Source organism: Nitrospira defluvii, assembly GCF_905220995.1.
In the GTDB taxonomy this organism is placed as follows: Bacteria; Nitrospirota; Nitrospiria; order Nitrospirales; family Nitrospiraceae; genus Nitrospira_A; species Nitrospira_A defluvii_C.
In genome coordinates this window covers 206,748-229,192 of record NZ_CAJNBJ010000017.1, presented here as the reverse complement: position 1 = coordinate 229,192, position 22,445 = coordinate 206,748, and the positions used below count along the sequence as shown (strand labels likewise).

The window sequence follows — 22,445 nt, the reverse complement described above, 5'->3', positions numbered from 1 at the left end:
TTTGGTCATGTAGCGCTCACGGCTTGCTTGGCACAGAAAACCGAAGGAGAATGCGAGGTGCACGGTAGCGAAAAACCCAGAATCCGACGCTACTCATTCTCGGGAGATCGCAGGTGAGGGTCCTTATCGTAGACGACGATATGCGCACGGCCTCGTTTATTCTCAAGGGGCTGAGGCAAGCCGGGTTTGTGGTCGATCATGAAGGCGACGGCCAAGACGCGCTACACAGAGCCTTGGCCGAACCGTACGATGCCGCGGTGATTGACATCATGCTCCCGTCCTTAGACGGTCTGTCACTCGTCCGCGAACTGCGCCAACGGAGAGTGCGACTTCCCGTCCTGATCTTGAGTGCGAAGGGGTCCGTGCAGGATCGAGTGCAAGGACTATCTGATGGTGGTGACGATTATTTGACGAAGCCGTTTGCGTTCTCGGAGCTTCTGGCACGGCTTCAGGCCTTGGTCCGACGGGCACAAGGGATTTCCGAACCGGCCCGACTCCTGGTGGGGAACCTGTCAGTCGATCTGCTCACCCGTAAAGTGTTTCGTGGTGACCGATTCATCGACCTACAGCCTCGGGAATTTGCCCTCCTGGAATATTTGACGCGCAATCAAGGACGCGTGGTGTCAAAAACGATGATTATGGAGCACGTCTGGAATTACAACTTTGATCCCGAGACGAACATTGTTGAAGCGCGAATCTGCCGTTTACGTGAGAAGATCGACCGTGGACCGGATCCCAAGCTGATTCACACGGTGCGGGGCATCGGGTATGTTCTGCGAGAATAGCATGCGTAAGATCTATCGGTCGCTGACCTTTCGATTAACGCTCTGGTACGCCGTCGTTTTTGCCGTTTCCCTACTGTCGATGCTGCTGGTCGTGTATCTGATGCTTGCCCAGCGGATGGACACACGCATCGATGAATTGCTTCTCTCCGATGCCCTGGAATTCAAACACCTCTACCGGTTATATGGCATAGAAAACATGGAGGCAGAATTCGCCCGAGAAGCCGAGGTGGCTGGGACTGACCAGGTATTCTTTCGTCTCCTCTCGCGTAATGGAAGCCAACTGCGGGCGTCCGACCTCCATGCTTGGAAAGAGGTTCCTGTGACGCAGTCGATACTGGACCACCTCGCCCCGGATCAACCGGCGTTCGAGACGGTGAGAGTCCCCGGCCAGCCCCATCACGTGCGCGTGGTCTATTTCCTCGCGGCAGAAGATCAGAATGTTCTGCAGGTGGGATATTTGCGCCGGGATGATGAGCGCTTCTTGGAAGAGTACCGACACATATCCGTGGCTGTGATCTTGGCCGGTATTTTCTTGGCGGCCTCACTCGGGTGGTTTATGGCCCGGCGTGCGCTGGGGGGAGTGGAACACGTGACCGAAACCGCAAGAGTTATCGGAACAGGGGATTTCGCTCGGCGGGTTATTGTGAGTAATCGAGGCGATGAAATTGATCACCTCGCGGTCACCTTCAACATGATGCTGGATAAGATTCAGTCTCTGATTGTGGAGTTAAAGCAGGTAACCAGTGATATTGCGCATGATCTGCGGAGCCCGATTACACGGATTCGCGGCATGGCGGAGACGACGCTCCTTGAGGACACGACCATTCCAGCGTATCAAGAGATGGCGGGTCTCGTCGTGGAAGAAAGTGATCGGCTCGTCGCCATCATTAATTCCTTGCTTGAAATTGCGGAGGCGGATGCGGGAGTCGCCCAGTTGGCCAGGAGCGACTTTGATATGACCGGGATGGTACAGGATGCGGTCGAACTCTTTCGGCCGGTCGCAGAGGATAGGGCAATTACGTTCCAAGTGACGGTCCCTTCAAGTCGTGTCATCCACACAGGCGATAAGGGGAAACTCCAGCGTGTTCTGGCCAATCTGATCGATAATGCGCTCAAATACACCGGACCCGGCGGCCGCGTTCTCGTCTCCGTTGAAGACGAACCGGCTCACGTAAAAGTTTCCGTGGCAGACAACGGAATAGGGATCGAAGAACACGACCTTTCCCATATCTTTGACCGATTTTATCGTGCTGATCGGAGCCGCTCGACCTGCGGAAATGGACTGGGTCTCAGTCTGGCCCAGGCGTTTGTCAAAGCACATCAAGGCCACATTGAGGTCGAAAGTTGCATAGACAAAGGCAGCACGTTTTGTATCGTGCTGCCACACTGATAGGACCTGACACACTTGGCTTCACATCCTGGCATAACCCTCAGGGAATCTTTCGGTCATATCTAAGGAAGGTCTGATTTATTCTTCGCCCGTGATGTGCTAAGGGGTAGCGCAGCACTGAACTGGAGGCGCCCCCATGCCGCAGCAGACATTTGCCGAGGTCTCGTTCGAACAGTATCGCAAGCCCACTCGCCGCGAGCGGTTCCTCGCCGAAATGAACCGCATCGTGCCGTGGGTGGAATTGGTGGCAGCAATCGAGCCGGTCTATCCCAAGGCCGAAGGCCCAGGGCGTCCGCCGGTGGGCGTCGAACGCATGCTGCGCCTCCATTGTCTGCAACAGTGGTTCAACCTGTCGGACCCCGCGGTGGAGGAGGCGCTGTACGACTCGCGCACCCTGCGGCAGTTCGTGGGTATTGATCTGGGCCGCGAGCCTGTGCCGGATGAGACGACGATCTGCAAGTTTCGGCATCTGTTGGAAACCCACCAGTTGGGCAAGCAGCTTTTTGCGCAGATCGGGGAGTATCTGGCGAAGCAGGGCCTGCAGGTGAGCCGAGGGACCATCGTGGATGCCACCATTATTGCGGCGCCCAGTTCGACGAAGAATCGCACGAAGGAACGGGATCCAGAGATGCATCAGACGAAGAAGGGGAACCAGTGGTATTTCGGCATGAAGGCCCATATCGGCGTGGATAGTCGGACCAAACTGATTCATTCGGTCGCGGCCACGGCGGCCAATGTGCATGACAGCCAGATGTTGCCCCAGTTGCTGCATGGGCAGGAGACCCGCGTGTGGGGGGATGCCGCCTACAGCGGGCAACGCGACGTGATTCAGCACCACGCGCCCCATGCCCAGAGCTTCATCGAGGCCAAAGCCCATCGTCATCGGCCTCTGAGTGAGGACGAGCGGGCGAGGAACCGGACGAAGTCGAAGGTGCGTGCCAAAGTCGAGCATGTGTTCTTGGTGATCAAGCGGATCTTTGGATGGGCCAAAGTCCGCTACCGCGGGCTGGCGAAGAACACCCACTGGCTGTTCATCAGCTGCGGCTTGGCGAATCTGTATGTGGCACGACGGCAGCTATTGGCAGAGGCCTAGCGGATGGGTGAGTGAACGGGGGCGCGGGCGGCCAGATGGCAGGCAAACCCCGATACAGACGCGCTCGGACCAGCGGATTCTCCGCTGATTGCCCGTGTTGATCCATCCAGAAACAGATTTCTTCGTGCAAACGTGAATTAATCAGACCTTCCCTAAGGCATCAGGTCATGGCCTGATGCAGGTTCAATATAACTGCTGGTAACGACATCCAAGATTTGTCGTCTTTCCTTGTACGATCAAAACATATGTTCTTAATGATTGCGGGTGAAGCCGCCCAGTCCGGCGACAGGCCGGACGGGTGGAAAAGTCCTCGTCTCAGTAACACGTAGGGCCATGGATACACCGGGGGTACCCCGGTCAGAACATACGCGATTCACTTAGTCTCACTGGTTAAAGCAGAAAATGGATTATTGCCAATGACGGTGCAATTGACTCCTTGCATGGTAAGTATTAGAGTCTGCTGCTGATGAGTCGTCGAAACCCATTTTTCATGCGGATCATCTGGAGCCTGCTCGCGGTATGGCTCTTTTTCGGCAGTGTGGCGTTCGTTGAACAAATCAATAGCCTGCTGGAAACGAGTGATCAAGATGAACAAGCACTCTCACAACTGGTCTTTACTCTAAAGCCCGATGTACCAACCCTTCAAAAACAGTTGACCAGCTCAGTGATTGCAACCGTCATGGTTGCCCCGTCGCTTACCCTCACAACGGACCTTTCGCAATCCGTCTCGATTCCCGCTCAGGACTTCGCGCTCCGCCCTCACCAACGCGTGTCCGTCTATCGTATTTGATTTCCTTGCCATCGCAGTCCTGACATCCCAGCAAGTGACGCCTCTCCATCGCTGACCTTGTTCAGATGTCGTTCGTGGCTCTCGATCGGCCTAGGGGTCTTATGACTTCTCCGACTGCACTTTCTTGTCTTCCGTTCATGATTGCGAGTTGTCTGCTGAGTATGGCGCTCACCGGATGCGTCTGGTTCTCTGCTGACCCTCGCGCTGAACTGACCATGGAGAAGCGACTATCTGTCGCATTGTTGCCTTTCGGGTTCGATATCGAGATTACCAAATTGTCGGCACTGAAAAGCACGGACGAGGCGCTGTCGGCTGAGGAGGAAGTTCGGCAAGTGGCGGACACGCTTCAAGAGATTCGAGCGGATGCCCGGTGGCTCTTTCTGAGCAGGCTTGCGACCGGCCACCAATTCCGCTTCGTCTCGTTCGAGGAGACCGATGTGCTGGCCTCGGAGTTAGGGCTGAATCCTGGAGCCATCCCAACGGCTGAGCAACTCACAGCATTCCGGCGTCGCCTGGACGTGGACTTGGTGGTGGCGATGAACATCTTGGATTATGGCAAGGTTCGCTGGCAGTGGCTGGCCACGGCCGCTTTCGCGGATATCTCAGCGGAGACGATTGCCCTCGGTGTGGCCACCGCCTGGAACCCAGCTCTCATCGCCACCAATGTTGGAGTCGAGATCCTGACGAACTCAGCCATCTTTTTCGGGGGTGGCTATCTGTTCGGCGTGGCGTTCCGCCCTGTTCGCCTTGAGGCGAGAGGATTCGACACCGCGAGTGGTTACCCAATCTGGCAGCAAATGGAAGAGGCGTTCTATGCCCGGAATGACCTGAAGCAACTCGCGGAGTCAGATCGAGGGAAGAAAGAACTTCAGTTGCGCGTGAACTTAGCGCGAGCGATTAGAGGGATGGCGGAGTCTCTCAGCGCGCAAGGGTTCACGGTAGATGAGTCTGAGGCAGGGCCAGCGGTCGCTCAAGGGGCAATGGAAACGGAATGAGGTCAATAGGACCACGTCTCCAACGGCATGGTTACCGTGGATCCTCAGAGGGGGAGGCGAGGAGCTCGTCCAGGATTTCGTGAGAACGAAAAATCTCTAGTGCCAGGCGGGTCATAGGGAGAGGCAGTATGCTTGAGAAGATCAGATCCCTCGGAAGAACGCTTAAACGAGAAGTAACGCTCTATCAACTCTTACTACAGGATCAGAGAACGCCGATACTGGCCAGGTTTCTGCTGCTGCTCGCAGTGGGGTACCTCCTCCTCCCGTTCGATCTCATCCCAGACTTTATTCCAGTCATCGGCCAGCTTGACGATGCGCTGATTGTACCGGGCCTCGTGCTCTGTGCATTCAAACTGATACCGGCGGCCCTCATCGAGGAATGTCGGCTCACGATCGCGGAAAGCCCGGTGTACGTCGAAATGTCTAGGACTGAAACTTGTGCACGTGCTGGTTGGTGGGGAGAAGTAGGGCCGACAAAGAGCCAAACACTGAGAATACTGGCTGTCTTGTCTATGCTCGGGATGCTTGGCTTCGGGTATTGGTGGGGGCAAACCTTGAAACCTGTTGGGATGATTCGTGCCCAACTCCGGGCGATCGAAGAGGGCGAGTACTGGCGGGCCTACAACTATTTGTCCGCGACGGCGAAGGAAAACTTGTGCTTCGACGAATTTGTGGCGCTGATTCAGGAAAACAGCGTCGTGATGGAACCGCGCGATAGTACCTTTCTTTCAAGGAATGTTGATGGCGCCACCGCCATCATGAGCGGTGTTCTGGAAGGATATAGCGAACATGTCAGTGATGTCAGGTACGTCTTGGTGAAGGAAGATGATCAATGGAAGATCACGAGCTTTGAGTGGGGAACTCCACGACCATACGGACAAGAGAAGGGGCACATCCGTCAGTCTCTACTGTGAATATGACTGCTTATGAATAGGTCTCAGCTTGCCGTGTAGAGACCTCTTCAGCCCAATGTGACGAGACACTCCGCATCACGCCAATCAAATGCCCCACCAAATCTACCGCGCGCTTGTTCCAATTGCGCCGGCCCTCGAGAGTGAGCGTGACGGCTTCATTCAGCAGATCCTGCGCAGCACGCCCCTCGGCTGATCGCCCGATTACCGCGATGCGGCTAGTCGCATATTGTTGTAACTTCTAAAGCTGGGATTTCGGAAAGAGCACTCACCCTGTTCAAAGGAGGCGAAGATGCTGAAAGTGTGGCTTGGGACCATCTCCATCGTATTCCTCGGTTTGAATGCCTATGCCTGGAACGACTTTGGGCATATGACCGTGGCGGCGATCGCCTATCAACACCTCACGCCCAACGTGCGTGTGAAAGTCGGCGCGCTGCTCAAGCTCAATCCGAATTATCAGCAATGGATCGTGGGCGTGCCTTCCGCGGATCAGACTCGGGTGGCCTTTATCAAAGGGGCGACCTGGCCGGACCTCATTAAGCGGGCGCCGGGCTACATCTGGGATGGGGACGACAATGGGCATCGGCCCTCATGGCCCGATGCCGCCAGAAATATTGGCTACGCCGACAAGTTGCAACATCGCTATTGGCACTTCATCGATCGTCCGTTCTCGCCCGATGGCACCCCGCTGATGGCCCCGATAGTGCCCAACGCCCAGACCACCATTGCATTACTCCGGGCGACCCTCCAGTCTCTCACGGCCTCTGATGACGTGAAGTCGTATGATTTGGTCTGGCTGCTGCACTTGGTCGGCGACGTCCATCAACCGCTGCACGCGACCTCTCGATTTGATCAGGCCCAGCCGGATGGGAATCGCGGCGGGAACCTGGTCGCCCTCTGCGCCAAGCCCTGCAAGGATGAACTGCACGCGTTTTGGACAACGCCCTCGGCACCAGCTCTCGATCGGGTGACGCCGTCCGCAAAGCCCGGCGGTTGCCACCAGCCGATCCAACCTTAGCGGCCGTGAGCGACGAATCGATCTGGATCGAAGAAAGCTTTCAAGCGGCCCAAGCCACCGTCTATGCTTCGCCGGTGGGAGTGGGGCCTGGCCCATTCACCCTGGACGAAGCCTATAAAACCAAGGCGCGAGCGGTGGCCGCGCAGCGCGTGGCCTTGGCCGGCATGCGATTGGCCCACCTGTTGAATGACGCACTGCAGTAACCGCGTGATGAACGGCTCCGGTTCCGGCACGCGATCTGAACCAGGCACGGTCAACGGACGTCTCCACTAGAAAAAGCAAAGGCCCTGAAAATCCGAGCCTTTGATCCGGCTTGCAGCTCTGCGCAACCCCCCGGGCAACGCCCCTATGTTCCCACCCGCTTCCGCTTTGCGTTCGCGATAAACATTCTGAGCGCAGCGTGTGCAGCTTCGGTCTTATCTTTTATCGGTCCAATTTTTACAGCTTCCGCGATCAACTTACTGTCAACGCTGACTCTCGATGTCTTACGGGCTTTCTGAGGTCTCACGGCTTCACGAGCGGGCTGAAACTCACGAACGGCTCGTCGTACATATCCAGCTCCTGCGATAATCTCACAAGCTCATCGAGCACACGCATCCGCGCCGCTTTCAGCTCTTCGTCAGTCATCTGATCCGTCGGCTTCTCGCTCAAGTCGTTGTCACTATCTGCGGGAGGTTGGGTCATTTCAAAATCCGCCTTTTGGATCGTCGTGGCACATACGCTCTCTCCTCTTTTCGGCGAGCCAAGCAGTCAATGGCGATCATCCACCATGGCCTTCATACGTAAGTTCGCGCACGCCGTCCCATCCTTTATCTGAGACATCAGGGTGCAAGCCTTGACCTTTGAAGGTGACCTTTCGGAGCCGAAATGGCGTGCTGCGCGTGCCAGCCCTAACCGCTCTTATGAGCGCATCCCGGGCGGCATCGTCGTGGTCTGGATTGGGAGGTGTGTGCATGATGGGGGTATTATACGCTGGCGGGAGAGGGGGAGGAAGTAGAGCAAAAAAAGGAGTCCTAGGTACACACTCGAAGATTTGGAGAAGGCTAGAGCTGAGCTTCGCGAATGGGACGACCGGTTTGAACGGTACGATGGCAACAACCCGGATAAGTATCAATCACAGATTCGGTCAGCCTGTAGAAGGGTTCGAAACATTGAGGATGAACTTAAGCGGACAGGAGTCATTCCGTTGACTGAGTATGAGCAGCTGTGCGCCGCGCTCGATAAGGCCTTTCCGACCGCTCGGAGCAAGCAGATCGTCGAGTATCAGGGGAAATGCTATAAGAAACGATACCTTCCACTCGATACAAGCCGGCCCGGTAAGACTCTATATAGAGGACAGGGTGGATATTCCCGCTGAGCATATCCCCGCCCAGCGCCAACACCGCGTAGTCGTATTTCGGTTTGGAGAGGTGATTCGTGGTGAGGTCGATGAACGTCCCAAAGCAGCGTTTCAACCGGTCCACGGCGATGGTTGTAAGCGTTCACTCCGCCGATCTGCGCGGGATCTACTACCTCGTCCCAGTGCCAATCTGATGCGAACAAGAGCGGGATGCCTGTGGTGTGCCCTGACGCCTGCTTAAATCGCCATGCCGGTGGTTTGGCCGGCACGTCAGCACAGCCGTGGATGATTTCACGGAGCGCATGAGCGGAGACTTGCTCCTTCGTCATCTCTCCGAGCTGCCCGCGCAAATCCTTGACCGTCTGTTCGAGCTGGGCGATTTTCCGCAAATGCGCCGGCGTGGCGGGCTCAACGAGCTTCACTCGCTCGATCTTCGACACCGCTGACCGCTCAAACCCAAACCTACCCACCGCGGCATCAACCCTGCCCTTAAACGTGTTGATCGGGATTTTGAGCTGGCGCGCTGCTTCCGCCGCTACGCCTCCCGCTGCCTTGAGTGCCTTGATTGTCTGTGCTGCGTCTTGCTTGGTGAGTCGTGAGTTAGCCATGCCCCGTAGTATACAGGGCGAACACGTATGCGGCGGGGGAAGGCGGGGACTGCATAAAGCGGATCGGGCAAATTATGAGTTCTGTCACCTGGCGAGAACGTGCAGTGTGTTGCGGTAGCGACTGATAATGTCTTTAGCCTTCGCCATCTTATTTTTGTCTGTGTCGCGAGCCGAAATTTTCTTGCTTCTGGCTGGGCTGAGCTTACCCATGATTTCATTGTGTGTCGTAGGTGAAGCCCGCCGTCTCCGAAGAGAGGGCGGGGAGGTATAGTCACCTACTGTCCCCTCGGGGAAAGTAGGGAGATTTTGTAATCAAAAGCTAATGGCAGATTCAACTGGTCAGTGCAACACCACATGGTTTAATCCAAGATTTGGAGGAATGTGGTATGGCACGACTGGGACGACCTGGCATGACCGATGCTCAGAAAGACGAAATTTGGCGTCGCTGGCGAACTGGGGGATCACTGAGCGACATTGGCCGTGCGGTAGGCAAATTCCCGGCTTCGATTTTCGGGCTGTTGCGTCTCCACGGCGGAGTTACGCCGCCAACGCGCCATCGCGCCGTTCGGGCGCTCACGCTGGCCGAGCGCGAGGAGATCTCGCGGGGCCTCGCTGCCGGCTCTTCTCTGCGTCAGATTGCCCGGGCGCTCAATCGTGCGCCTTCGACCATCAGCCGTGAGGTCTCGCGAAACACCGATCAGCAGAGATATCGTGCGAACCGGGCGGATGAGACCGCCTGGGATCGCGCCCGTCGTCCGACACTCTGTCGACTCGCGCTCAATGGCCGGCTCAAGTGTATAGTGGCCAGCAAGCTGGCGTGGGACTGGTCTCCAGAACAGATCGCCGGCTGGCTCAAGCGGACCTATCTGGACGATGAGAGCCTGCAGGTGTCTCACGAGACCATCTATCGAAGCCTCTTCGTTCAGACGCGGGGGGTGCTGAAAAAAGAACTCCAGAAGCACCTACGGACCCAGCGCGTGTTTCGTCAGTCGAGGCACAGCAATATCCGGGGACTGCGTCGTGGCCAAATTATCGACGGGGTCCCCATCGCCAATCGATCCCCCGAGGTCGAGGACCGAGCCGTCCCTGGGCATTGGGAAGGCGACCTCATTGCCGGACGTGGCAATACCCACATCGCGACGCTCGTCGAGCGGCACTCCCGGTTTACAATGCTTGTGAAGGTTGACGGCAAGGACACCAAGACCGTGGTGACGGCCCTCAGCACGCAAGTCAGAAAGCTTCCTCAACGGCTCCGTCAATCGTTGACCTGGGATCGAGGCATGGAACTCGCGGACCACAAGACCTCACCCTGGCGACGGACACCCAGGTGTATTTTTGCGATCCCCAAAGCCCCTGGCAACGCGGCACCAACGAACACACGAACAGACTCCTTCGGCAGTACTTCCCGAGCGGCACGGATCTCTCCGCACATTCGCAAACCAAGCTCAACAGGATTGCGCAGAAATTGAATCAGCGGCCCAGAAAGATCTTGGGATATGAAACCCCGGCGGATAGACTACAGGCTAGTGTTGCATCAACCGGTTGAACTCCCAATCGCTTTCTTTATTGGTGTTTGTCAACACGCGGCTAGGGTGTGGTTTTCTTCACTGCCCTCAACTGTGCACACCGTGCTCGATGCGGCCCAGCAACGTCAACACTTGCTCCCTGCCCTCAGGCGTAGACAAGAGGGACCGCGGTGTAGCGCCGACCAACACGCGATTCGGACGATCGAGCCAGGCTTGAGCCTTTTCAGCCTCACCAAATACATCAACCGTCCTGGAGATCACTCCATTCACATCCATCATGATTACGAAAACACCCCGTAGTCGATACGGCCGAGCACTGTCAGCACTTGCTCTCTGCCCTCCGGCGTGCTCAACAGCGACCGCGGCGTAGCACCACCGAGCAGGAGGTTCGCATCATCGAGCCAGCCCGTGGCCTTGTCCACAGATCCAAACACCTCTACAGTTCTGGCGATCACTCCATCAGCATCCATACCTGCAATGCTACCACCCTAACAGTCCCGAATCCAGCCGCACTGCGCACAGCGGGCCCTGCAGGCCGCGATCATGCCTGCCCCGCACCCCAATTCCATGTCTCTTCCGGGATCTCATCGCCTGAGCCCGTTTTGTGCGTGGGGGAGAAATGTTGGGGGTAGTGGTCGAAGATCTGTGTCATGATTTTTGGGAATACCTTTGCGATGAGGCCTGCTCCGATAATGATGACAGCAAACGCAACAATGTGATCCATTGAATCCCCTTATCGAGCTGCTTCCCCTTCTCGCTCACGCAGCTCTTGCGCAATAGCGATCTAAACCTCAGCGGGGAATCGTGGGAGGTCGTGATTGAAAAACTGGCTGAGGGCCTCGCGTGAGGCCACATCGACCCCGTTATGGGCAGCAATGTCTCGATAGACGTGCATGGGAGTTGGCATCACGGTCTCCGCTCATGACGGGCGCCGGAAGCCTTCTCTTCTGGCCCTCAACTCGTCACCGAAATCCGGTCCGCAATCTTACTCTCAGGGGTTCAAGAGCAAATGACCTCAGAATAGTCGATTTGACATTGTCTTATTTTTATTATAAACTTCTGACATCGGAGGTCGCGCCATGAGTGACGGACCGCATAGAAGTCTGTCAATGCGAAGGCCCTGGAAGGAGTTGGCTAAGCGCGGAGATCAGCGCGCCTATGACTCCGAACAGGTGGCAGAAGCCGCGACTCAAGCACTCGCCAACGATTTCAAGAACGAGGTCTCAGGACCGTTGATCTATGCTCTGAAGGATGTCTTCACTGGTCGCGACAATTCTTTGGGGCTTCCCGAGATCGCGTTTCAGCAGCTCGAAGAGGCGAAGGCTCTGGCCGCGGGTTCGGTGTTTGGGATGAACGCCGTCGCCTGGAGCATCCAGCTCGTCTATGAAGGTCGATTGGATAAGCAGGCACTCTACGACGCCGTGGGCTTCGCCGCGAAGGAGCGCGGCTTTGCGAATGTGCGTTCGGTGGAAGAGCACTACCTACGCGAGTCGAATCAGCGGCGCGCGAACGATGTGAGAGCAAGGCTGAACAGCGCAATCTCCGGACTGTCGGAGAGCAAACTTGGTTCGATGCTGGTCGACCCTCATCCGGCTGCCGCGCGTGGCCTGCGTAAGAGAACCGACCTTAGCGACGGAGTACCGCTGTGATGAGCACGGCAGAACGGTTTCTCGAGCTCAAGGAAATGGCCGTCGATGTCGTCGAGCCTGGTGGGCACCCTCGGAAGGGCGCGCTCGCCTGCAGGCTCGATCGACACATCAGTTTCGACACCGAAATCCTTGAATCCTTTTCATCGACCAACTGGCGGGCCGTCGTTTACGACACGCTCGTCGTTGCGGCTGCAGTTGAATTCTGCGACCGCAGTCTTGGTCGTAGTGCGATGAACTGGGGACGACGCTTCTATGTGCGTGTGCCGGTCCACGACCGTGATAGATGGTCGGATCCCGCCGTGATGCGAACGCTTGTCGACGCACTGAATTTTCTCACGGGCGATGATTGGCATTTCGAGTTCCGCAGTCGCAAAGTGGGCGCAGCGACGCCTGCCCAGAACCGCATGGAGTTTCCCTACGACGCCGAGGCCGTCATTGCCTACAGCGAAGGTATGGATTCTTGCGCGGTCGATGGCCTCGAGCGTAAGCGTCTCGGCCATCGGCTTGTCCGCGTGAGAGTGGGAACCAAACGGTATGATACACCGAGGAAGGCGCGCCCCTATGTTCCTTTCGCGGCACTGCCTTACGACGTCAGGCTGGACGGCAACAATGCCGAGACCAGCGCCCGAAGCCGCGGCTTTAAGTTCAGCATCGTAGCAGCTATTGCCTCTTATCTGATCCATGTGCCGTCTGTGATCGTCTCAGAAAGTGGGCAAGGCGCTCTCGCACCGGCGATCCTTCCGGTGGGACAAGGTTACGCGGATTACCGAAACCACCCGGCGTTCTCCGTGCTGATGGAGAAATTTGTCAGCGCGCTGCTCGAACATCGGCTTCACTACCACTTCCCGCGGCTCTGGATGACGAAAGGAGAGACGCTCCGCGAGTTCGTCGACAACTGCGGCGAAGATGCAGCAAACTGGGTAAAGACCCGGTCCTGCTGGCAACAGTCGAGGCAGGCGTCCGTATCGGGGACGCGGCGGCAGTGCGGAATCTGTGCGGCGTGTACATTACGCCGACTGAGCGTCCATGCCGCCGGCTTGAGGGAGCCTGTGGAGACTTATGTATGGGAGACGCTGAAGGCTCCTACCTTCGAGAAAGGGGCGGCCCCGGAGTTCAATCACATCACACAAGCTCTGCGCGAGTACGCGCTCGCGGGAGTACTCCATTTCGAGCACTTCGCTTCGGTCCGAGATTCAACGCAGTACGATATGCTTAAGCGCCGCGCGACGAATGAACTCGCTCGCGCGCTATCGCAGCCGTCAGATGTGGTTGCCAACAGCCTCAATCGGCTTCTGCAACACCACGCCACGGAATGGTCGGCGTTCACGAATGATCTGGGACCGGCATCGTTCGTAAGGAAATGGATAGATACCGCATCATGACTAAGCTAACTCACGAGCTAAGCCCGGCGGAACTGGGCAAGAGATTGAAGGTCGCGCGAGAGACCGCAAACGTGACCCAGGATGCCGGCGCAAAGGCTGCCGGCATCGCGCGCACGACCCTCGTCGCTATCGAAAAAGGCCAGCGCAGCGCCCGTATCGATGAGCTACAGGCACTAAGTCGCTGCTACGGTGTGTCGGTCAATTCGCTGCTGCGGCGCGAGTCCGTCCATGTGGATCTTGTTCCGCGCTTCCGCTCGCTTGCGGAGACTGGCGACGCCGGTATCGAGCAGGCTGCGCGGATGTTAAATGATCTCGTTCGGGCCGAGGTTGAACTCGAAAACATCCTTGGCGTCCAACGGACGCATAACTATCCGCCGGAAAAGTCGATCCTGCCCGGAGACGTGCGTACGCAAGCAGAACACGACGCGCAAAATTTTCGGAACTGGCTTGGGCTCGGCGAGGGGCCGGTGCAGAATCTGTTCGCGCTCATGGAACTTCAGCTCGGAGTGAGGGTCTATAGTCGTAAGCTCGATCCCAAGGTCTCGGGACTGTTTGCATACGATGATGCGGTGGGCGCGTGCATCCTGATCAACGCCAGCCACCGCAAGGACCGTAGGACCCAGACCGGAGGCCACGAACTCGGGCATTTCACGGCGACGCGCCGTCAGCCTAATGTCTATCAGGACGAAATGTACGAAAATTCACGCGAAGAGCGCTACGCAAGCGAGTTTGGACGAGCCTTCCTGACGCCTGCCCGTGCCGTGATGGAGAAGTTCAAGGAGTTGACGACGGGGTCAAGCCATCTCACTCGCCGGCACATCATCCTCCTCGCGCACTTTTTCGGTGTGTCTCGTCAGGCCATGGTCATGCGGCTCGAAAAACTCGGCCTGACGAAGAAAGGAACATGGGATTGGTTCAAGGATAATGGCGGCATTACCGACGAGCAGGTCCGTCAAGTCCTCGGCCCAGCTGCATACGACATGTCCTCGATCGATAGAGCGCAGTCATCGCGGCTGTTCTTGCTCGCGATCGATGCATGGAAGAAGGACCTGATTAGTGAAGGCCAAATGTCGGAGATGCTGAAGCTCGGTCGAGCGCAGGTTCGTGAGCTGCTCGACGAAGCGGCGACGGAAGAGGATGAGGCGGATGACCTTTTCAAGCTGCCTCACTGATGAGGATGCTGAGCTCGTCCTCGATTCGAGCGTCCTGATCAACTTACTGGCGACGGGGCACTCGACCTCTATCTTGAAGGCATTGGCGGTGCCGGTTGTTGTAACTGACATCGTTATGCGCGAGATCGAACTGGGCGCCGCGAACGGCCGTCCGGAACTCGATCTGTTGAAGAAGATGATAGGCAATCAAGTCCTGCATGTCAGAGAACTTGAGGGGCATGCTCTGGCAACCTTCTTCGAACTCGTATCGGGTAGCGCATCGGAGTCACTCGGCGACGGGGAGGCGGCAACCCTTTCATTCGCACATGTCAACGGTTGTTCTGCTGCGATCGACGAGAAAAAGGCAACGCGTCTTGCGACGGATCTCTTCGAGTCCATGAGACTTATCACCACAATCGACATTCTCGCGCATGACACCGTGCGAACGTCTCTGGGGGAGGCGATATTGGCCAAGGCAACTTTTCAGGCGCTTCGTCTCGCAAGAATGCAAGTACGAGAGCACCAATTCGACTGGGTTGCTCGGCTCATCGGGTCGGAGAATGTTGAGGCGTGTTCGAGCCTGAGACGCTTCGCAAGGCGAAACTCGGTCTGAAAACTTAAGGGGCTGAAGCGCTGCGCGCAGCGATGATTCTGGAAAACCGCAAGTATAGAGAGACTGCAGGGGAGCAAGCCGGGGGGCATCATGGAGTTCAAACTCGACAATTCGTTTAACGACAACCTTGCTTTGTTCAAAGCCGAGACTGAAAAGATTGATCCGGAATGTGCGAAGATCCTCTTCGATAACCTGCACCTTCTTGACGTGGCTAGCGAGGCCACACCTGGGCGAGCGGCTATCGGAAAGTTTCACGAGGCCGTTTTGAACGCGCTCGATGCTCTTCAGAAGGCAGCGACGGGTGACAAGTCATGATCCGTTACTTCTTGGGTGAATTGGCCATCGAAGGCTTCCGAGGAATCAACAATGACGGCGACCCTCTCGTCCTTAGGTTCAGGGTCGATGCTGTAAATTCGATTCACGCGCCGAACGGCGTCGGAAAAAGCTCCATCTTCGAAGCTATCCACTTCGCCATCTATGGCACCGTCCCGCGCCTGAAGGCGCTTCAGGACGCTGAGCAGGGTGACAGCTACGTCGTCAACAAGTTCCATCCCGGCCAACAGACGACGATCGATCTTATCTTCAAAAGCGATGACGGGACGCCGGACATCACGATCAAGGTAACGCAGACGGCAAACGGCGCCAGAGTGGTGACATCGCCGAGTGGTCATCCACACCCAGAACAGTTTCTCGCAACCCTGCAAGAAGACTTCGTTCTTGTCGACTACGGCCGGTTCGCCAAACTAATCGACAACTCGGCCTTGGAGCGCGGGCGCTCGTTCGCGTCGCTTGTGGGGCTCAGTCGCTATTCCAGGCTCCGCCAAGGCCTCGATGGCGCGCGTCGTACGCAGAACATCAACAGCGATTTGGGCCTCTCGGCTCTCGATGCGGAGGTGAAGGCGAACGAGTGCGCGTTGGGCGCAATCGAACGACGCATCATCGCCGCTCGTGACGAGGTGGCCGGTGCAGGAGGCGCGGCAATCAATAAGCTCGCCGACCTAAAGACGGCTGTCACCTCGGCCTTGTCCTCGATCGCGCTGCTCAAGCCGCTGGTCGGCAGCGGGGCAGTAATGGATCTCGACTTTGACGCTGCGGAGAAGGCGATCGAGAAGGAGGAAGGCGGGGAAGCGCGCAGGAAGCTGGACGCGCTCACGACGGCGGTAGCGTCGCTATCGGCGACCACCGTTGCAGACCCTGACATTGCTGACGTCGAACGACTCGTGGGTCTAGCCAAGAGACGCGACGAGGCCATCCGTAGTGTGGGCGCTCACGCGCTGCATACTCTGCTGCGAGATGCACTTGCCGTCGTCACCGCAGCCGACTGGCACGATCCAAATCAATGTCCGGTCTGCGAGGCGAAGGGCGATGGGCCGCTCAAGCCCAAGCTGGAGGCCAAAATCGCGCAGTACGACGCAGCGGTCGAACTTGGCGCCGAACTCGTGAACGAGATCGCGACCGCGACGGGAATCGAAAAGCTCCGCCAGCTCGAAGAAGCGGCGGCAATGACGATTGGCACAGGAGACAGGCTGCATATCGCCTTTGACCTGGCCGCGAAGAAAGGTGAGGTCACGACCGCGGACCTAGAAAAGATCAGGGAGCGGCTCGTAGGCTTGGAAAAGCATAGGAAGGAGGCGCTGGGGCGCGCGCAGCAGGAGGCGTCGACCTTGCATGGGCAGCTTCCTCCCTCGCTGGTGCAGGTAACGCGCACTCTCAGCTTCGCCAAGCAGTTCCGTGATGCCGTGGTTGAATTCGAGACTGCTGCGCCCAGGCTAAGGGCGAAACAGGACAAGCTTAAGCTCCTGAACCGCTGGAAGATTTTTATCACCGGGGCCGCCCAAAGCTTCGCTGACGCGGAGGCGGCGCTGGCAAATGAGCGGATTGCGGAAATTCAGATCTCGTGCCAGGGCCTGTTCGGCCGTTTTGTGCGCGGTGGACCCGACGTGAAGCCGACTTTGAGTCGCGCGCAGAACAGCGAGAATGTCGATCTCAAGTTGGCTGAATTCTTCGGCCTGCAGGACCTTAGCGCCCGAGCATTGCTGTCAGAGAGCTATCGCAACGCCGTGGCCGCCGCGATCTTCCTGGCAGCCGCTCTGAAGCACAGCGGCGTGCCACGGTTCATGGTGCTCGATGACGTGACCTCGAGCTTCGATGCGGGGCATCAGTTCGCCTTGATGGACGCGTTGCGCACGTTGCTTCAGTACGGCGCAATGCCTGATGGCTTGCAGTTCATCATCTTGAGCCACGACACCAGCCTGGAGAAGTATTTCGACAAGCTCAACGGTACCACAGACTGGCATCACCAGAAGCTGCACGGGATGCCGCCGAAGGGGCGCCTGATGGTGTCCGCACAGGAGGCAGATCGTCTCAAGGCCCAAGCGCAGCAACATCTCAATGCGGGCCAGGTCGACATTGGCGCTCCGTTTCTGCGTCAATACCTCGAGTACAAGCTCGGGCAGATTATCTCCAAATTGGAAGTACCGGTGCCGCCCGACTATGCCACCCGCGGAGACAGGCGGACGCTTTCGACCTATATCGATGCGATCACCGATGCCGTGACGCTGTATCAAGCGGCGGGCTGTTGCGTTATGTCAGCGCAGCAGATCCGTGATCTCCAGAATCATCATGCTCCCTCGATTGTGGGTAACTTCATAAGCCACTACGAGACGGGGGCCGGCACGCCTTTCAATGCCTATGCCTTGCTCGGTGTGCTTCAGAGCATCAATGGTCTTGCCGATTGCTTCACCTATGTCGACCCGGCCAACGGTCAGAAGAAATATTATCGCCGACTCGATCGACGTTAACAGTCGGGCAGGTTTAGCTCTCGGAAGTAGGCGCGTCGACGAGCTCGAGCATTCCTTCGGAGATCATCAGGTCGACGGCGAGGTTGATCGCCTCGTTTTCGTGCGCTGTGATCCCTGCGCCCTCGTAACGGCGAGCGAGATCGAGGCGTAGCTCTTCAACCAGGCGAATGATCATATAGACATGCAGCGCGTAGGATTTACGAGCCAGCTCGTCATCAGTTTCCGGGAAATAGCGAGTGAAGTTCGTTGGTCCCGGCAACCCCTCCATTTCACCGTCCCACGATGTCGCGGTCTGGACGATGTGATGCCGGGAAACGTGAGCCGCTGCGGATAGCCCGCCGTAGAGGCGGGCCAACGATTGCTCCAAGGCGGCTACATTCGGGGCGCCGTTCAACTTTCGCCTATTGGCTCGGACGGCCTTGAGCTGAGCAAGGATCTCTAGCTCTTGCCGGAGCATTGCGTGCGCCTGCAGGTACCGTGCTTCGGCAATCGCTGCCTCACAGGGCTCCAGGCCAATCACGAAGGCGGCGAAGAGAGCGTCTCGCTCGAAGGCCGCTTGATCGGCCTCGGCGATTGCCCCATTGAGGCGCAACAGCCCGGCCGCCAGGACCCCGGTTACAAGCATGTGGGCGTCAAGCAATCGACCATATGCAGCCATGGCCTTCGCCTTGGCTTGATCGCCGTAGATCTTCTGAACGGCATACAGCATGGCTGCCGGCTCGATGAATTCGCGCTTGTGACGCTCGATTGCGTCCTCGTCCAACGTCTTAGCCACGCGCACTGAGCTCCTTGAGTTCAGCCAGGAATGCTGTGCGCCCACATCGACGGCTCGCTGCGCTCCATCCGCGTCGACGTCCACGCCATTCTGGCGAAGGGCTCGCAATGATTATCTTGTACAAGACGAGGGCCAAACAACCAAACTAATGGCAAGGTGAGCAGTGATTCTCACCGTGTCTTCGACGACATCCGTGATGGACGCATTGTTTCCACCAAACCAGACCGTGGCGGGTACCTTTCTGGGCCCAATCAGCTCCTCATCACGCTTGAGAATAGCAGCCGCTCCGGAATCAACAGGAAGAGTACGTCGCGGCCAACATTGCGCCGCTTTGGCACTGGGACTGAGCTCAAACCACGCTCGACCGTGCTCACTTGCACAAATCAGCGCGGCGGAACGATCTGTCAGCTGGACCAAACGCATGGCGGTCGCGGTGATACTGGTTTCAAATTGTTCCGCCAACCCTCGAACCGTTTCTAAGGTGAGAGGCTTGTCTTTCAAAAGCGGCTGAAACAAATACTGTGGCAGGAGCAATTCAGCTGCATAGCGATTGGCCACGCTTTCTCTATCACGTCCTTCCCACTGACACATCAGCTGTTCATGATCGCAAACGAGGGCAACTTTGCCGCGATGCTTCATCCAATGGCCCAATTCATGAGCGGCCGAAAATCTCTTTCTCGACGTGGTCGCCCGTTGGTCCACTGTGATAATTGCGCGATTGCCGTGACCGATAATCCGTCCTTCACACCCAACAAGCCGTTCGTAGATCACTGTGGCGCCGCAGTATTGCGCAATGGCTTCGATATCGATGTCACGAGGATCGGTAACGTGTAACGCTTTCAGCAGCGCCTCTGGATCGTCAGCAATCATAATTGGTCGTACAGGAACAAAGAGCCTTATGAGTCCACAGCCATCGCATCACGGAGCGGGAATTCGCCTGACGATCCAATTTGGAGGACATGTGAGATCGCATGGATAAAGCAGGCAGGTCTCATAGTACTGTACACCCGTCGCGACGGCAAGTTAGCCACGTTTTTATGCCTATGTCTCGATTCAGAAGGCGAGGAGCCAGACCAACATTAAGGACCACAAGCCTCTAGAACTTCCGATCCCCTGTAACTATCGGAGCGTCGAAGTAGGTTGGATTGACTGCGGAGGGTTAAAATGCAGTCTGCACCTGATTGCGGTCAAAGGAGGAAGTACCGTGAGAGGCTTTGAGCAATTTCACACATGATTGATGGTGCTACTTCGCGATGGTACGTCATCGGGACAGGAATGGAAAGGCTCCTCGCCGCATTTTACTTCTCGACAGCTCGTAACCGTGGGGTCGAACCTCAACACGTCCCCACGGGCGACCTCATTAGGTTTTCTTGAATTTGAGAAGGCCCAAGACTTGAAGCTGCCGCAATAGGCTATCGACGTCCGACGGCGCCATATCGCTCAATTTCCGGTGCTGACCAGTCAAGACCGCGGGTTTCAGATACTGATGATGCGCGAGGCACGCTTTGAGCAATTCCAACTTGTCCTTCATAGTCGTTGGCAAGGTCAGGCGGACACGTTTTAGTGACGTGACGGCTTCGTGGTGGGTCTGCCGCGATCGAGCCAGTGCGTGCTCATTGTGCGCCCCGAGCGCTTCCGCCACCACTTTTCGCGCCTCCTCGCCAAACTCTTGGGGATCCAAGCCGCTCTCCCGAATCTCTTCGTCCAATTCCTCTTGAGACATCGTCATGATGGCTTCTGCTTGCATATCTAATAAGCGCGCATATTGCCTCTCGACGCTGTTGGATTTTGCTTTCATACCGCTCCTTCTGTGACGCGTTTTTTGATCTTATGAACAGCACGCACCACTTGCATATTGTATACAGAGTATTGCCGTTTAGTCAGCTTGAGCTCTTGGCAAATTTGAGGTCCACCCAATTCGTCCAGCTGCAACAGAAAGACCCTGTGTCCCATAGACCCATGACCGAGAACTGCCGACACCTGGCACTTAATCTTCTCCACCATGAGCGTACGCTGCTTCGCCTCCAATTCGTCTTCCGGGCTTGGAAGGGTGGAGGGGAAATCATCTGCAGTCAGCACTCTCGGTTCAGCATCAGGTTTTTTTTCATCATTTGAGCTGAGCGAGGAGACAAGAGTCGGCTCTTGATACCGTTGACTCCTGAGATGCTGCGCATGGTTACGCACCTCTGACCTGATGGCCCTAAAAAGGTGCTGGTACATTGAGTATCGTTTGTCCCACGGTCGCGATCCGCTAAGTGTGGCCACGACAGCTTCCTGTAAATAATCCACATCCTCTCGGCCTCCCGTCAGCCATCCTACTTTAGGCCAAAGCTTTCTGGCGGCCCATCTCAGACGTTTGCATTCGTCAATGCTGAGCGCCTCGATAGCGCGCCTGACTTCATCCTGATTCGCAATCACAATCTTCCTTGGTCGCAGCAGAGCAGAACTGCTGGCCCGAACACTTTATTGTCGGTTGTTAAAAAGCGCCAAAAACTCAGTATAGGGAAGTACGCCTTGCGGACTTGTCTCCGTCGGCGGTCAGAATACCACGAGAGGGGAAAGAGCGTGATGAGAAAAGAGATTCTGGAGCAGGGGATAGTCGAGTGCGACCGTAGAAAGCCGGTGTGGAACCAACCGCGTGGAAACTACGGAAGTAACTTTTGGCAGATGTATAGCCGGAAATTAGATCGAGACGTCCACTTCTACAGCAGTCTTGAGCGCGACCACGGCGTGATCGTCGAAGCTGATCCCACGGTCGCATGGTTTTGCGAACAGCCGCTGCGCATCAACATTAAGTTGGACGGCCGGGATCGTGAAACAGTGATGGACATGCTGATCCAGTTCACGGACGGCCGGACGGAATATCGTGAAGTCAAATATGCGAGTGATGTGCAGCGAGTTGACGATCGCTCTCGAGTGGCTCGGCAACTTGCCGCTCAGCGCGAATGGGCGTTCGTCACCGCGAATGACTACAAGATCGTCACGGATGAGGAAATCAGACGGAATGCCATGTTCCTTCGGAACTGGAAACAGATCTTGGCGTATCTCGCCACCTACGCGTCCTATGATCTCGCGGAGATTGAAAATCAAATCCTCGCCGCGTTCGACATCGAGCCGTCCTGGTCCCTGAGAGATCTAGAACGTTATATCGCTCGTCCAGACCGTCAGACGGTAAAGGCCGCGATCTTTCGCCTCATCCATGGTGGTCTCTGCACGGCTCCGCTCGACGTGTACCCGTTGACCAACTCCTTAACCATACAGCGAGGGACAAAATGACGGTATCGAAGCCTCGAATGGATCGCGACTCACTCCCGCCCAATGTGACAAACCTCTCTCACTGGCCGACCATCGATATCACTCTCTTGGACGAGAACGATGCAGATCGAGTCGCAAGGCGGATTCAGGCCGTCCGTGCCTATATCGAAGGACAACCCGTTGGAATCCTCTCGAAACAAGCGTCCTTGCCACGGCAAGAAGTATATCGGCTCGTCAAACGTTGCATGAAGCTTCACCCTGACGGCCGAATCTGGGGGTTTCGAGCCCTGCTGCCAGCATGTCGCATCACTCCCTACGTTCGAACAGCCACGATAGATGGCTCCCGACCTTCTCAGCAGGGAGG

General features: G+C 56.8%; 26 protein-coding genes and 1 pseudogene. 16 read left to right on the top strand and 11 right to left on the bottom strand.

What is annotated here, in order from left to right; genetic code table 11:
• Positions 1-113: 113 nt before the first annotated feature.
• From KJA79_RS16190 to KJA79_RS23045, 8 genes are all read left to right on the top strand, one after another.
• Complete coding sequence (locus tag KJA79_RS16190) at positions 114-785, top strand: response regulator transcription factor (RefSeq protein ID WP_246507722.1); 672 nt, start codon at positions 114-116, stop codon at positions 783-785.
• 1 nt (position 786) lies between these two features.
• Complete coding sequence (locus KJA79_RS16185; RefSeq protein ID WP_213043104.1) at positions 787-2,175, top strand: sensor histidine kinase; 1,389 nt, start codon at positions 787-789, stop codon at positions 2,173-2,175.
• A 136-nt stretch (positions 2,176-2,311) separates the two neighbouring features.
• A complete protein-coding gene (locus tag KJA79_RS16180; RefSeq protein ID WP_213043103.1) occupies positions 2,312-3,268 on the top strand; it encodes an IS5 family transposase in 957 nt (318 codons plus the stop codon).
• A 490-nt stretch (positions 3,269-3,758) separates the two neighbouring features.
• On the top strand, positions 3,759-4,058 hold the full coding sequence (locus tag KJA79_RS16175; RefSeq protein ID WP_213043102.1) for a hypothetical protein: 300 nt from the start codon (positions 3,759-3,761) through the stop codon (positions 4,056-4,058).
• Positions 4,059-4,195: 137 nt separating this feature from the next.
• Entirely contained in the window at positions 4,196-5,053 is an 858-nt protein-coding gene (locus KJA79_RS16170) for a hypothetical protein (RefSeq protein ID WP_213043101.1), read from the top strand.
• A 128-nt stretch (positions 5,054-5,181) separates the two neighbouring features.
• Positions 5,182-5,967 (top strand): YkvA family protein, encoded by a 786-nt coding sequence (locus KJA79_RS16165; protein WP_213043100.1) that lies wholly within the window; start codon positions 5,182-5,184, stop codon positions 5,965-5,967.
• 289 nt (positions 5,968-6,256) lie between these two features.
• Positions 6,257-6,982 (top strand): S1/P1 nuclease, encoded by a 726-nt coding sequence (locus KJA79_RS16160; RefSeq protein ID WP_213043099.1) that lies wholly within the window; start codon positions 6,257-6,259, stop codon positions 6,980-6,982.
• A 5-nt stretch (positions 6,983-6,987) separates the two neighbouring features.
• Positions 6,988-7,185: a S1/P1 nuclease gene (locus tag KJA79_RS23045; protein WP_213043098.1), complete on the top strand. Its 198-nt coding sequence runs from the start codon at positions 6,988-6,990 to the stop codon at positions 7,183-7,185.
• A gap of 143 nt (positions 7,186-7,328) precedes the next feature.
• Here KJA79_RS23045 and KJA79_RS23370 read toward each other — a convergent pair whose 3' ends face one another.
• From KJA79_RS23370 to KJA79_RS16140, 3 genes are all read right to left on the bottom strand, one after another.
• Positions 7,329-7,490: a type II toxin-antitoxin system VapB family antitoxin gene (locus tag KJA79_RS23370; RefSeq protein WP_213043097.1), complete on the bottom strand. Its 162-nt coding sequence runs from the start codon at positions 7,488-7,490 to the stop codon at positions 7,329-7,331.
• The gene (locus tag KJA79_RS16145; RefSeq protein WP_213043096.1) at positions 7,487-7,666 is read right to left on the bottom strand and encodes a hypothetical protein; all 180 of its coding nucleotides are present in this window, start codon (positions 7,664-7,666) and stop codon (positions 7,487-7,489) included. Before KJA79_RS16145 ends, KJA79_RS23370 begins: the two co-directional genes overlap by 4 nt.
• Before the next feature lie 591 nt (positions 7,667-8,257).
• On the bottom strand, positions 8,258-8,929 hold the full coding sequence (locus tag KJA79_RS16140) for a hypothetical protein (protein WP_213043095.1): 672 nt from the start codon (positions 8,927-8,929) through the stop codon (positions 8,258-8,260).
• A 518-nt stretch (positions 8,930-9,447) separates the two neighbouring features.
• Between KJA79_RS16140 and KJA79_RS16135 the strand changes: the two are divergent.
• Positions 9,448-10,475: pseudogene (locus tag KJA79_RS16135) on the top strand (IS30 family transposase).
• A gap of 67 nt (positions 10,476-10,542) precedes the next feature.
• Here KJA79_RS16135 and KJA79_RS16130 read toward each other — a convergent pair.
• The 4 genes from KJA79_RS16130 to KJA79_RS23040 all read right to left on the bottom strand — a co-directional run bounded on the left by KJA79_RS16130 (position 10,543) and on the right by KJA79_RS23040 (position 11,362).
• Positions 10,543-10,725 carry an MbcA/ParS/Xre antitoxin family protein gene (locus KJA79_RS16130; RefSeq protein ID WP_213043094.1) on the bottom strand — a complete coding sequence of 61 codons (183 nt, stop codon included), beginning with the start codon at positions 10,723-10,725 and terminating at the stop codon, positions 10,543-10,545.
• An 11-nt stretch (positions 10,726-10,736) separates the two neighbouring features.
• On the bottom strand, positions 10,737-10,925 hold the full coding sequence (locus KJA79_RS16125) for an MbcA/ParS/Xre antitoxin family protein (protein WP_213043093.1): 189 nt from the start codon (positions 10,923-10,925) through the stop codon (positions 10,737-10,739).
• Positions 10,926-10,996: 71 nt separating this feature from the next.
• On the bottom strand, positions 10,997-11,179 hold the full coding sequence (locus tag KJA79_RS16120) for a hypothetical protein (protein WP_213043092.1): 183 nt from the start codon (positions 11,177-11,179) through the stop codon (positions 10,997-10,999).
• A 60-nt stretch (positions 11,180-11,239) separates the two neighbouring features.
• Positions 11,240-11,362, bottom strand: coding sequence for a hypothetical protein (locus KJA79_RS23040; protein WP_281412694.1), 123 nt, complete (start codon positions 11,360-11,362; stop codon positions 11,240-11,242).
• A gap of 202 nt (positions 11,363-11,564) precedes the next feature.
• On the opposite strand from KJA79_RS23040, the gene KJA79_RS16115 reads away from it, so the two are divergent.
• From KJA79_RS16115 to KJA79_RS16090, 6 genes are all read left to right on the top strand, one after another.
• Positions 11,565-12,104 carry a hypothetical protein gene (locus tag KJA79_RS16115; RefSeq protein WP_213043091.1) on the top strand — a complete coding sequence of 180 codons (540 nt, stop codon included), beginning with the start codon at positions 11,565-11,567 and terminating at the stop codon, positions 12,102-12,104.
• Positions 12,104-13,486, top strand: a complete 1,383-nt coding sequence (locus tag KJA79_RS16110) for an adenine nucleotide alpha hydrolase family protein (RefSeq protein ID WP_213043090.1) — start codon at positions 12,104-12,106, stop codon at positions 13,484-13,486. Before KJA79_RS16115 ends, KJA79_RS16110 begins: the two co-directional genes overlap by 1 nt.
• Complete coding sequence (locus tag KJA79_RS16105) at positions 13,483-14,658, top strand: helix-turn-helix domain-containing protein (protein ID WP_343224268.1); 1,176 nt, start codon at positions 13,483-13,485, stop codon at positions 14,656-14,658. Before KJA79_RS16110 ends, KJA79_RS16105 begins: the two co-directional genes overlap by 4 nt.
• Positions 14,633-15,250, top strand: coding sequence for a PIN domain-containing protein (locus KJA79_RS16100; RefSeq protein WP_213043088.1), 618 nt, complete (start codon positions 14,633-14,635; stop codon positions 15,248-15,250). The genes KJA79_RS16105 and KJA79_RS16100 overlap by 26 nt, the downstream gene beginning before the upstream one ends.
• Positions 15,251-15,340: 90 nt before the next feature.
• The gene (locus KJA79_RS16095) at positions 15,341-15,565 is read left to right on the top strand and encodes a hypothetical protein (protein WP_213043087.1); all 225 of its coding nucleotides are present in this window, start codon (positions 15,341-15,343) and stop codon (positions 15,563-15,565) included.
• A complete protein-coding gene (locus tag KJA79_RS16090; RefSeq protein ID WP_213043086.1) occupies positions 15,562-18,051 on the top strand; it encodes an AAA family ATPase in 2,490 nt (829 codons plus the stop codon). The genes KJA79_RS16095 and KJA79_RS16090 overlap by 4 nt, the downstream gene beginning before the upstream one ends.
• Positions 18,052-18,064: 13 nt before the next feature.
• Here the strand turns inward: KJA79_RS16090 and KJA79_RS16085 are convergent, their stop codons facing one another.
• The 4 genes from KJA79_RS16085 to KJA79_RS16070 all read right to left on the bottom strand — a co-directional run bounded on the left by KJA79_RS16085 (position 18,065) and on the right by KJA79_RS16070 (position 21,244).
• Positions 18,065-18,826 (bottom strand): hypothetical protein, encoded by a 762-nt coding sequence (locus KJA79_RS16085; RefSeq protein WP_213043085.1) that lies wholly within the window; start codon positions 18,824-18,826, stop codon positions 18,065-18,067.
• A 111-nt stretch (positions 18,827-18,937) separates the two neighbouring features.
• Positions 18,938-19,696 (bottom strand): ImmA/IrrE family metallo-endopeptidase, encoded by a 759-nt coding sequence (locus KJA79_RS16080; RefSeq protein WP_213043084.1) that lies wholly within the window; start codon positions 19,694-19,696, stop codon positions 18,938-18,940.
• A gap of 490 nt (positions 19,697-20,186) precedes the next feature.
• Positions 20,187-20,624, bottom strand: a complete 438-nt coding sequence (locus tag KJA79_RS16075) for a hypothetical protein (RefSeq protein ID WP_213043083.1) — start codon at positions 20,622-20,624, stop codon at positions 20,187-20,189.
• On the bottom strand, positions 20,621-21,244 hold the full coding sequence (locus tag KJA79_RS16070) for an RNA polymerase sigma factor (protein ID WP_213043082.1): 624 nt from the start codon (positions 21,242-21,244) through the stop codon (positions 20,621-20,623). The genes KJA79_RS16075 and KJA79_RS16070 overlap by 4 nt, the downstream gene beginning before the upstream one ends.
• 150 nt (positions 21,245-21,394) lie before the next feature.
• On the opposite strand from KJA79_RS16070, the gene KJA79_RS16065 reads away from it, so the two are divergent.
• On the top strand, positions 21,395-22,102 hold the full coding sequence (locus KJA79_RS16065; protein WP_213043081.1) for a TnsA endonuclease N-terminal domain-containing protein: 708 nt from the start codon (positions 21,395-21,397) through the stop codon (positions 22,100-22,102).
• Positions 22,103-22,445: the final 343 nt, after the last annotated feature.

Coding starts and splice junctions, on each gene's coding strand:
- KJA79_RS16170 (WP_213043101.1), top strand. CDS start 4,196: ATGATTGCGAGTTGTCTGCTGAGTATGGCGCTCACCGGATGCGTCTGG.
- KJA79_RS16075 (WP_213043083.1), bottom strand. CDS start 20,624: ATGAAAGCAAAATCCAACAGCGTCGAGAGGCAATATGCGCGCTTATTA.
- KJA79_RS16105 (WP_343224268.1), top strand. CDS start 13,483: ATGACTAAGCTAACTCACGAGCTAAGCCCGGCGGAACTGGGCAAGAGA.
- KJA79_RS16145 (WP_213043096.1), bottom strand. CDS start 7,666: ATGACCCAACCTCCCGCAGATAGTGACAACGACTTGAGCGAGAAGCCG.
- KJA79_RS16110 (WP_213043090.1), top strand. CDS start 12,104: ATGAGCACGGCAGAACGGTTTCTCGAGCTCAAGGAAATGGCCGTCGAT.
- KJA79_RS16065 (WP_213043081.1), top strand. CDS start 21,395: ATGAGAAAAGAGATTCTGGAGCAGGGGATAGTCGAGTGCGACCGTAGA.
- KJA79_RS16120 (WP_213043092.1), bottom strand. CDS start 11,179: ATGGATCACATTGTTGCGTTTGCTGTCATCATTATCGGAGCAGGCCTC.
- KJA79_RS16090 (WP_213043086.1), top strand. CDS start 15,562: ATGATCCGTTACTTCTTGGGTGAATTGGCCATCGAAGGCTTCCGAGGA.
- KJA79_RS16180 (WP_213043103.1), top strand. CDS start 2,312: ATGCCGCAGCAGACATTTGCCGAGGTCTCGTTCGAACAGTATCGCAAG.
- KJA79_RS16160 (WP_213043099.1), top strand. CDS start 6,257: ATGCTGAAAGTGTGGCTTGGGACCATCTCCATCGTATTCCTCGGTTTG.
- KJA79_RS16185 (WP_213043104.1), top strand. CDS start 787: ATGCGTAAGATCTATCGGTCGCTGACCTTTCGATTAACGCTCTGGTAC.
- KJA79_RS16140 (WP_213043095.1), bottom strand. CDS start 8,929: ATGGCTAACTCACGACTCACCAAGCAAGACGCAGCACAGACAATCAAG.
- KJA79_RS16100 (WP_213043088.1), top strand. CDS start 14,633: ATGACCTTTTCAAGCTGCCTCACTGATGAGGATGCTGAGCTCGTCCTC.
- KJA79_RS16080 (WP_213043084.1), bottom strand. CDS start 19,696: ATGATTGCTGACGATCCAGAGGCGCTGCTGAAAGCGTTACACGTTACC.
- KJA79_RS16115 (WP_213043091.1), top strand. CDS start 11,565: ATGCGAAGGCCCTGGAAGGAGTTGGCTAAGCGCGGAGATCAGCGCGCC.
- KJA79_RS16175 (WP_213043102.1), top strand. CDS start 3,759: ATGCGGATCATCTGGAGCCTGCTCGCGGTATGGCTCTTTTTCGGCAGT.
- KJA79_RS16125 (WP_213043093.1), bottom strand. CDS start 10,925: ATGGATGCTGATGGAGTGATCGCCAGAACTGTAGAGGTGTTTGGATCT.
- KJA79_RS16165 (WP_213043100.1), top strand. CDS start 5,182: ATGCTTGAGAAGATCAGATCCCTCGGAAGAACGCTTAAACGAGAAGTA.
- KJA79_RS23040 (WP_281412694.1), bottom strand. CDS start 11,362: ATGCCAACTCCCATGCACGTCTATCGAGACATTGCTGCCCATAACGGG.
- KJA79_RS16095 (WP_213043087.1), top strand. CDS start 15,341: ATGGAGTTCAAACTCGACAATTCGTTTAACGACAACCTTGCTTTGTTC.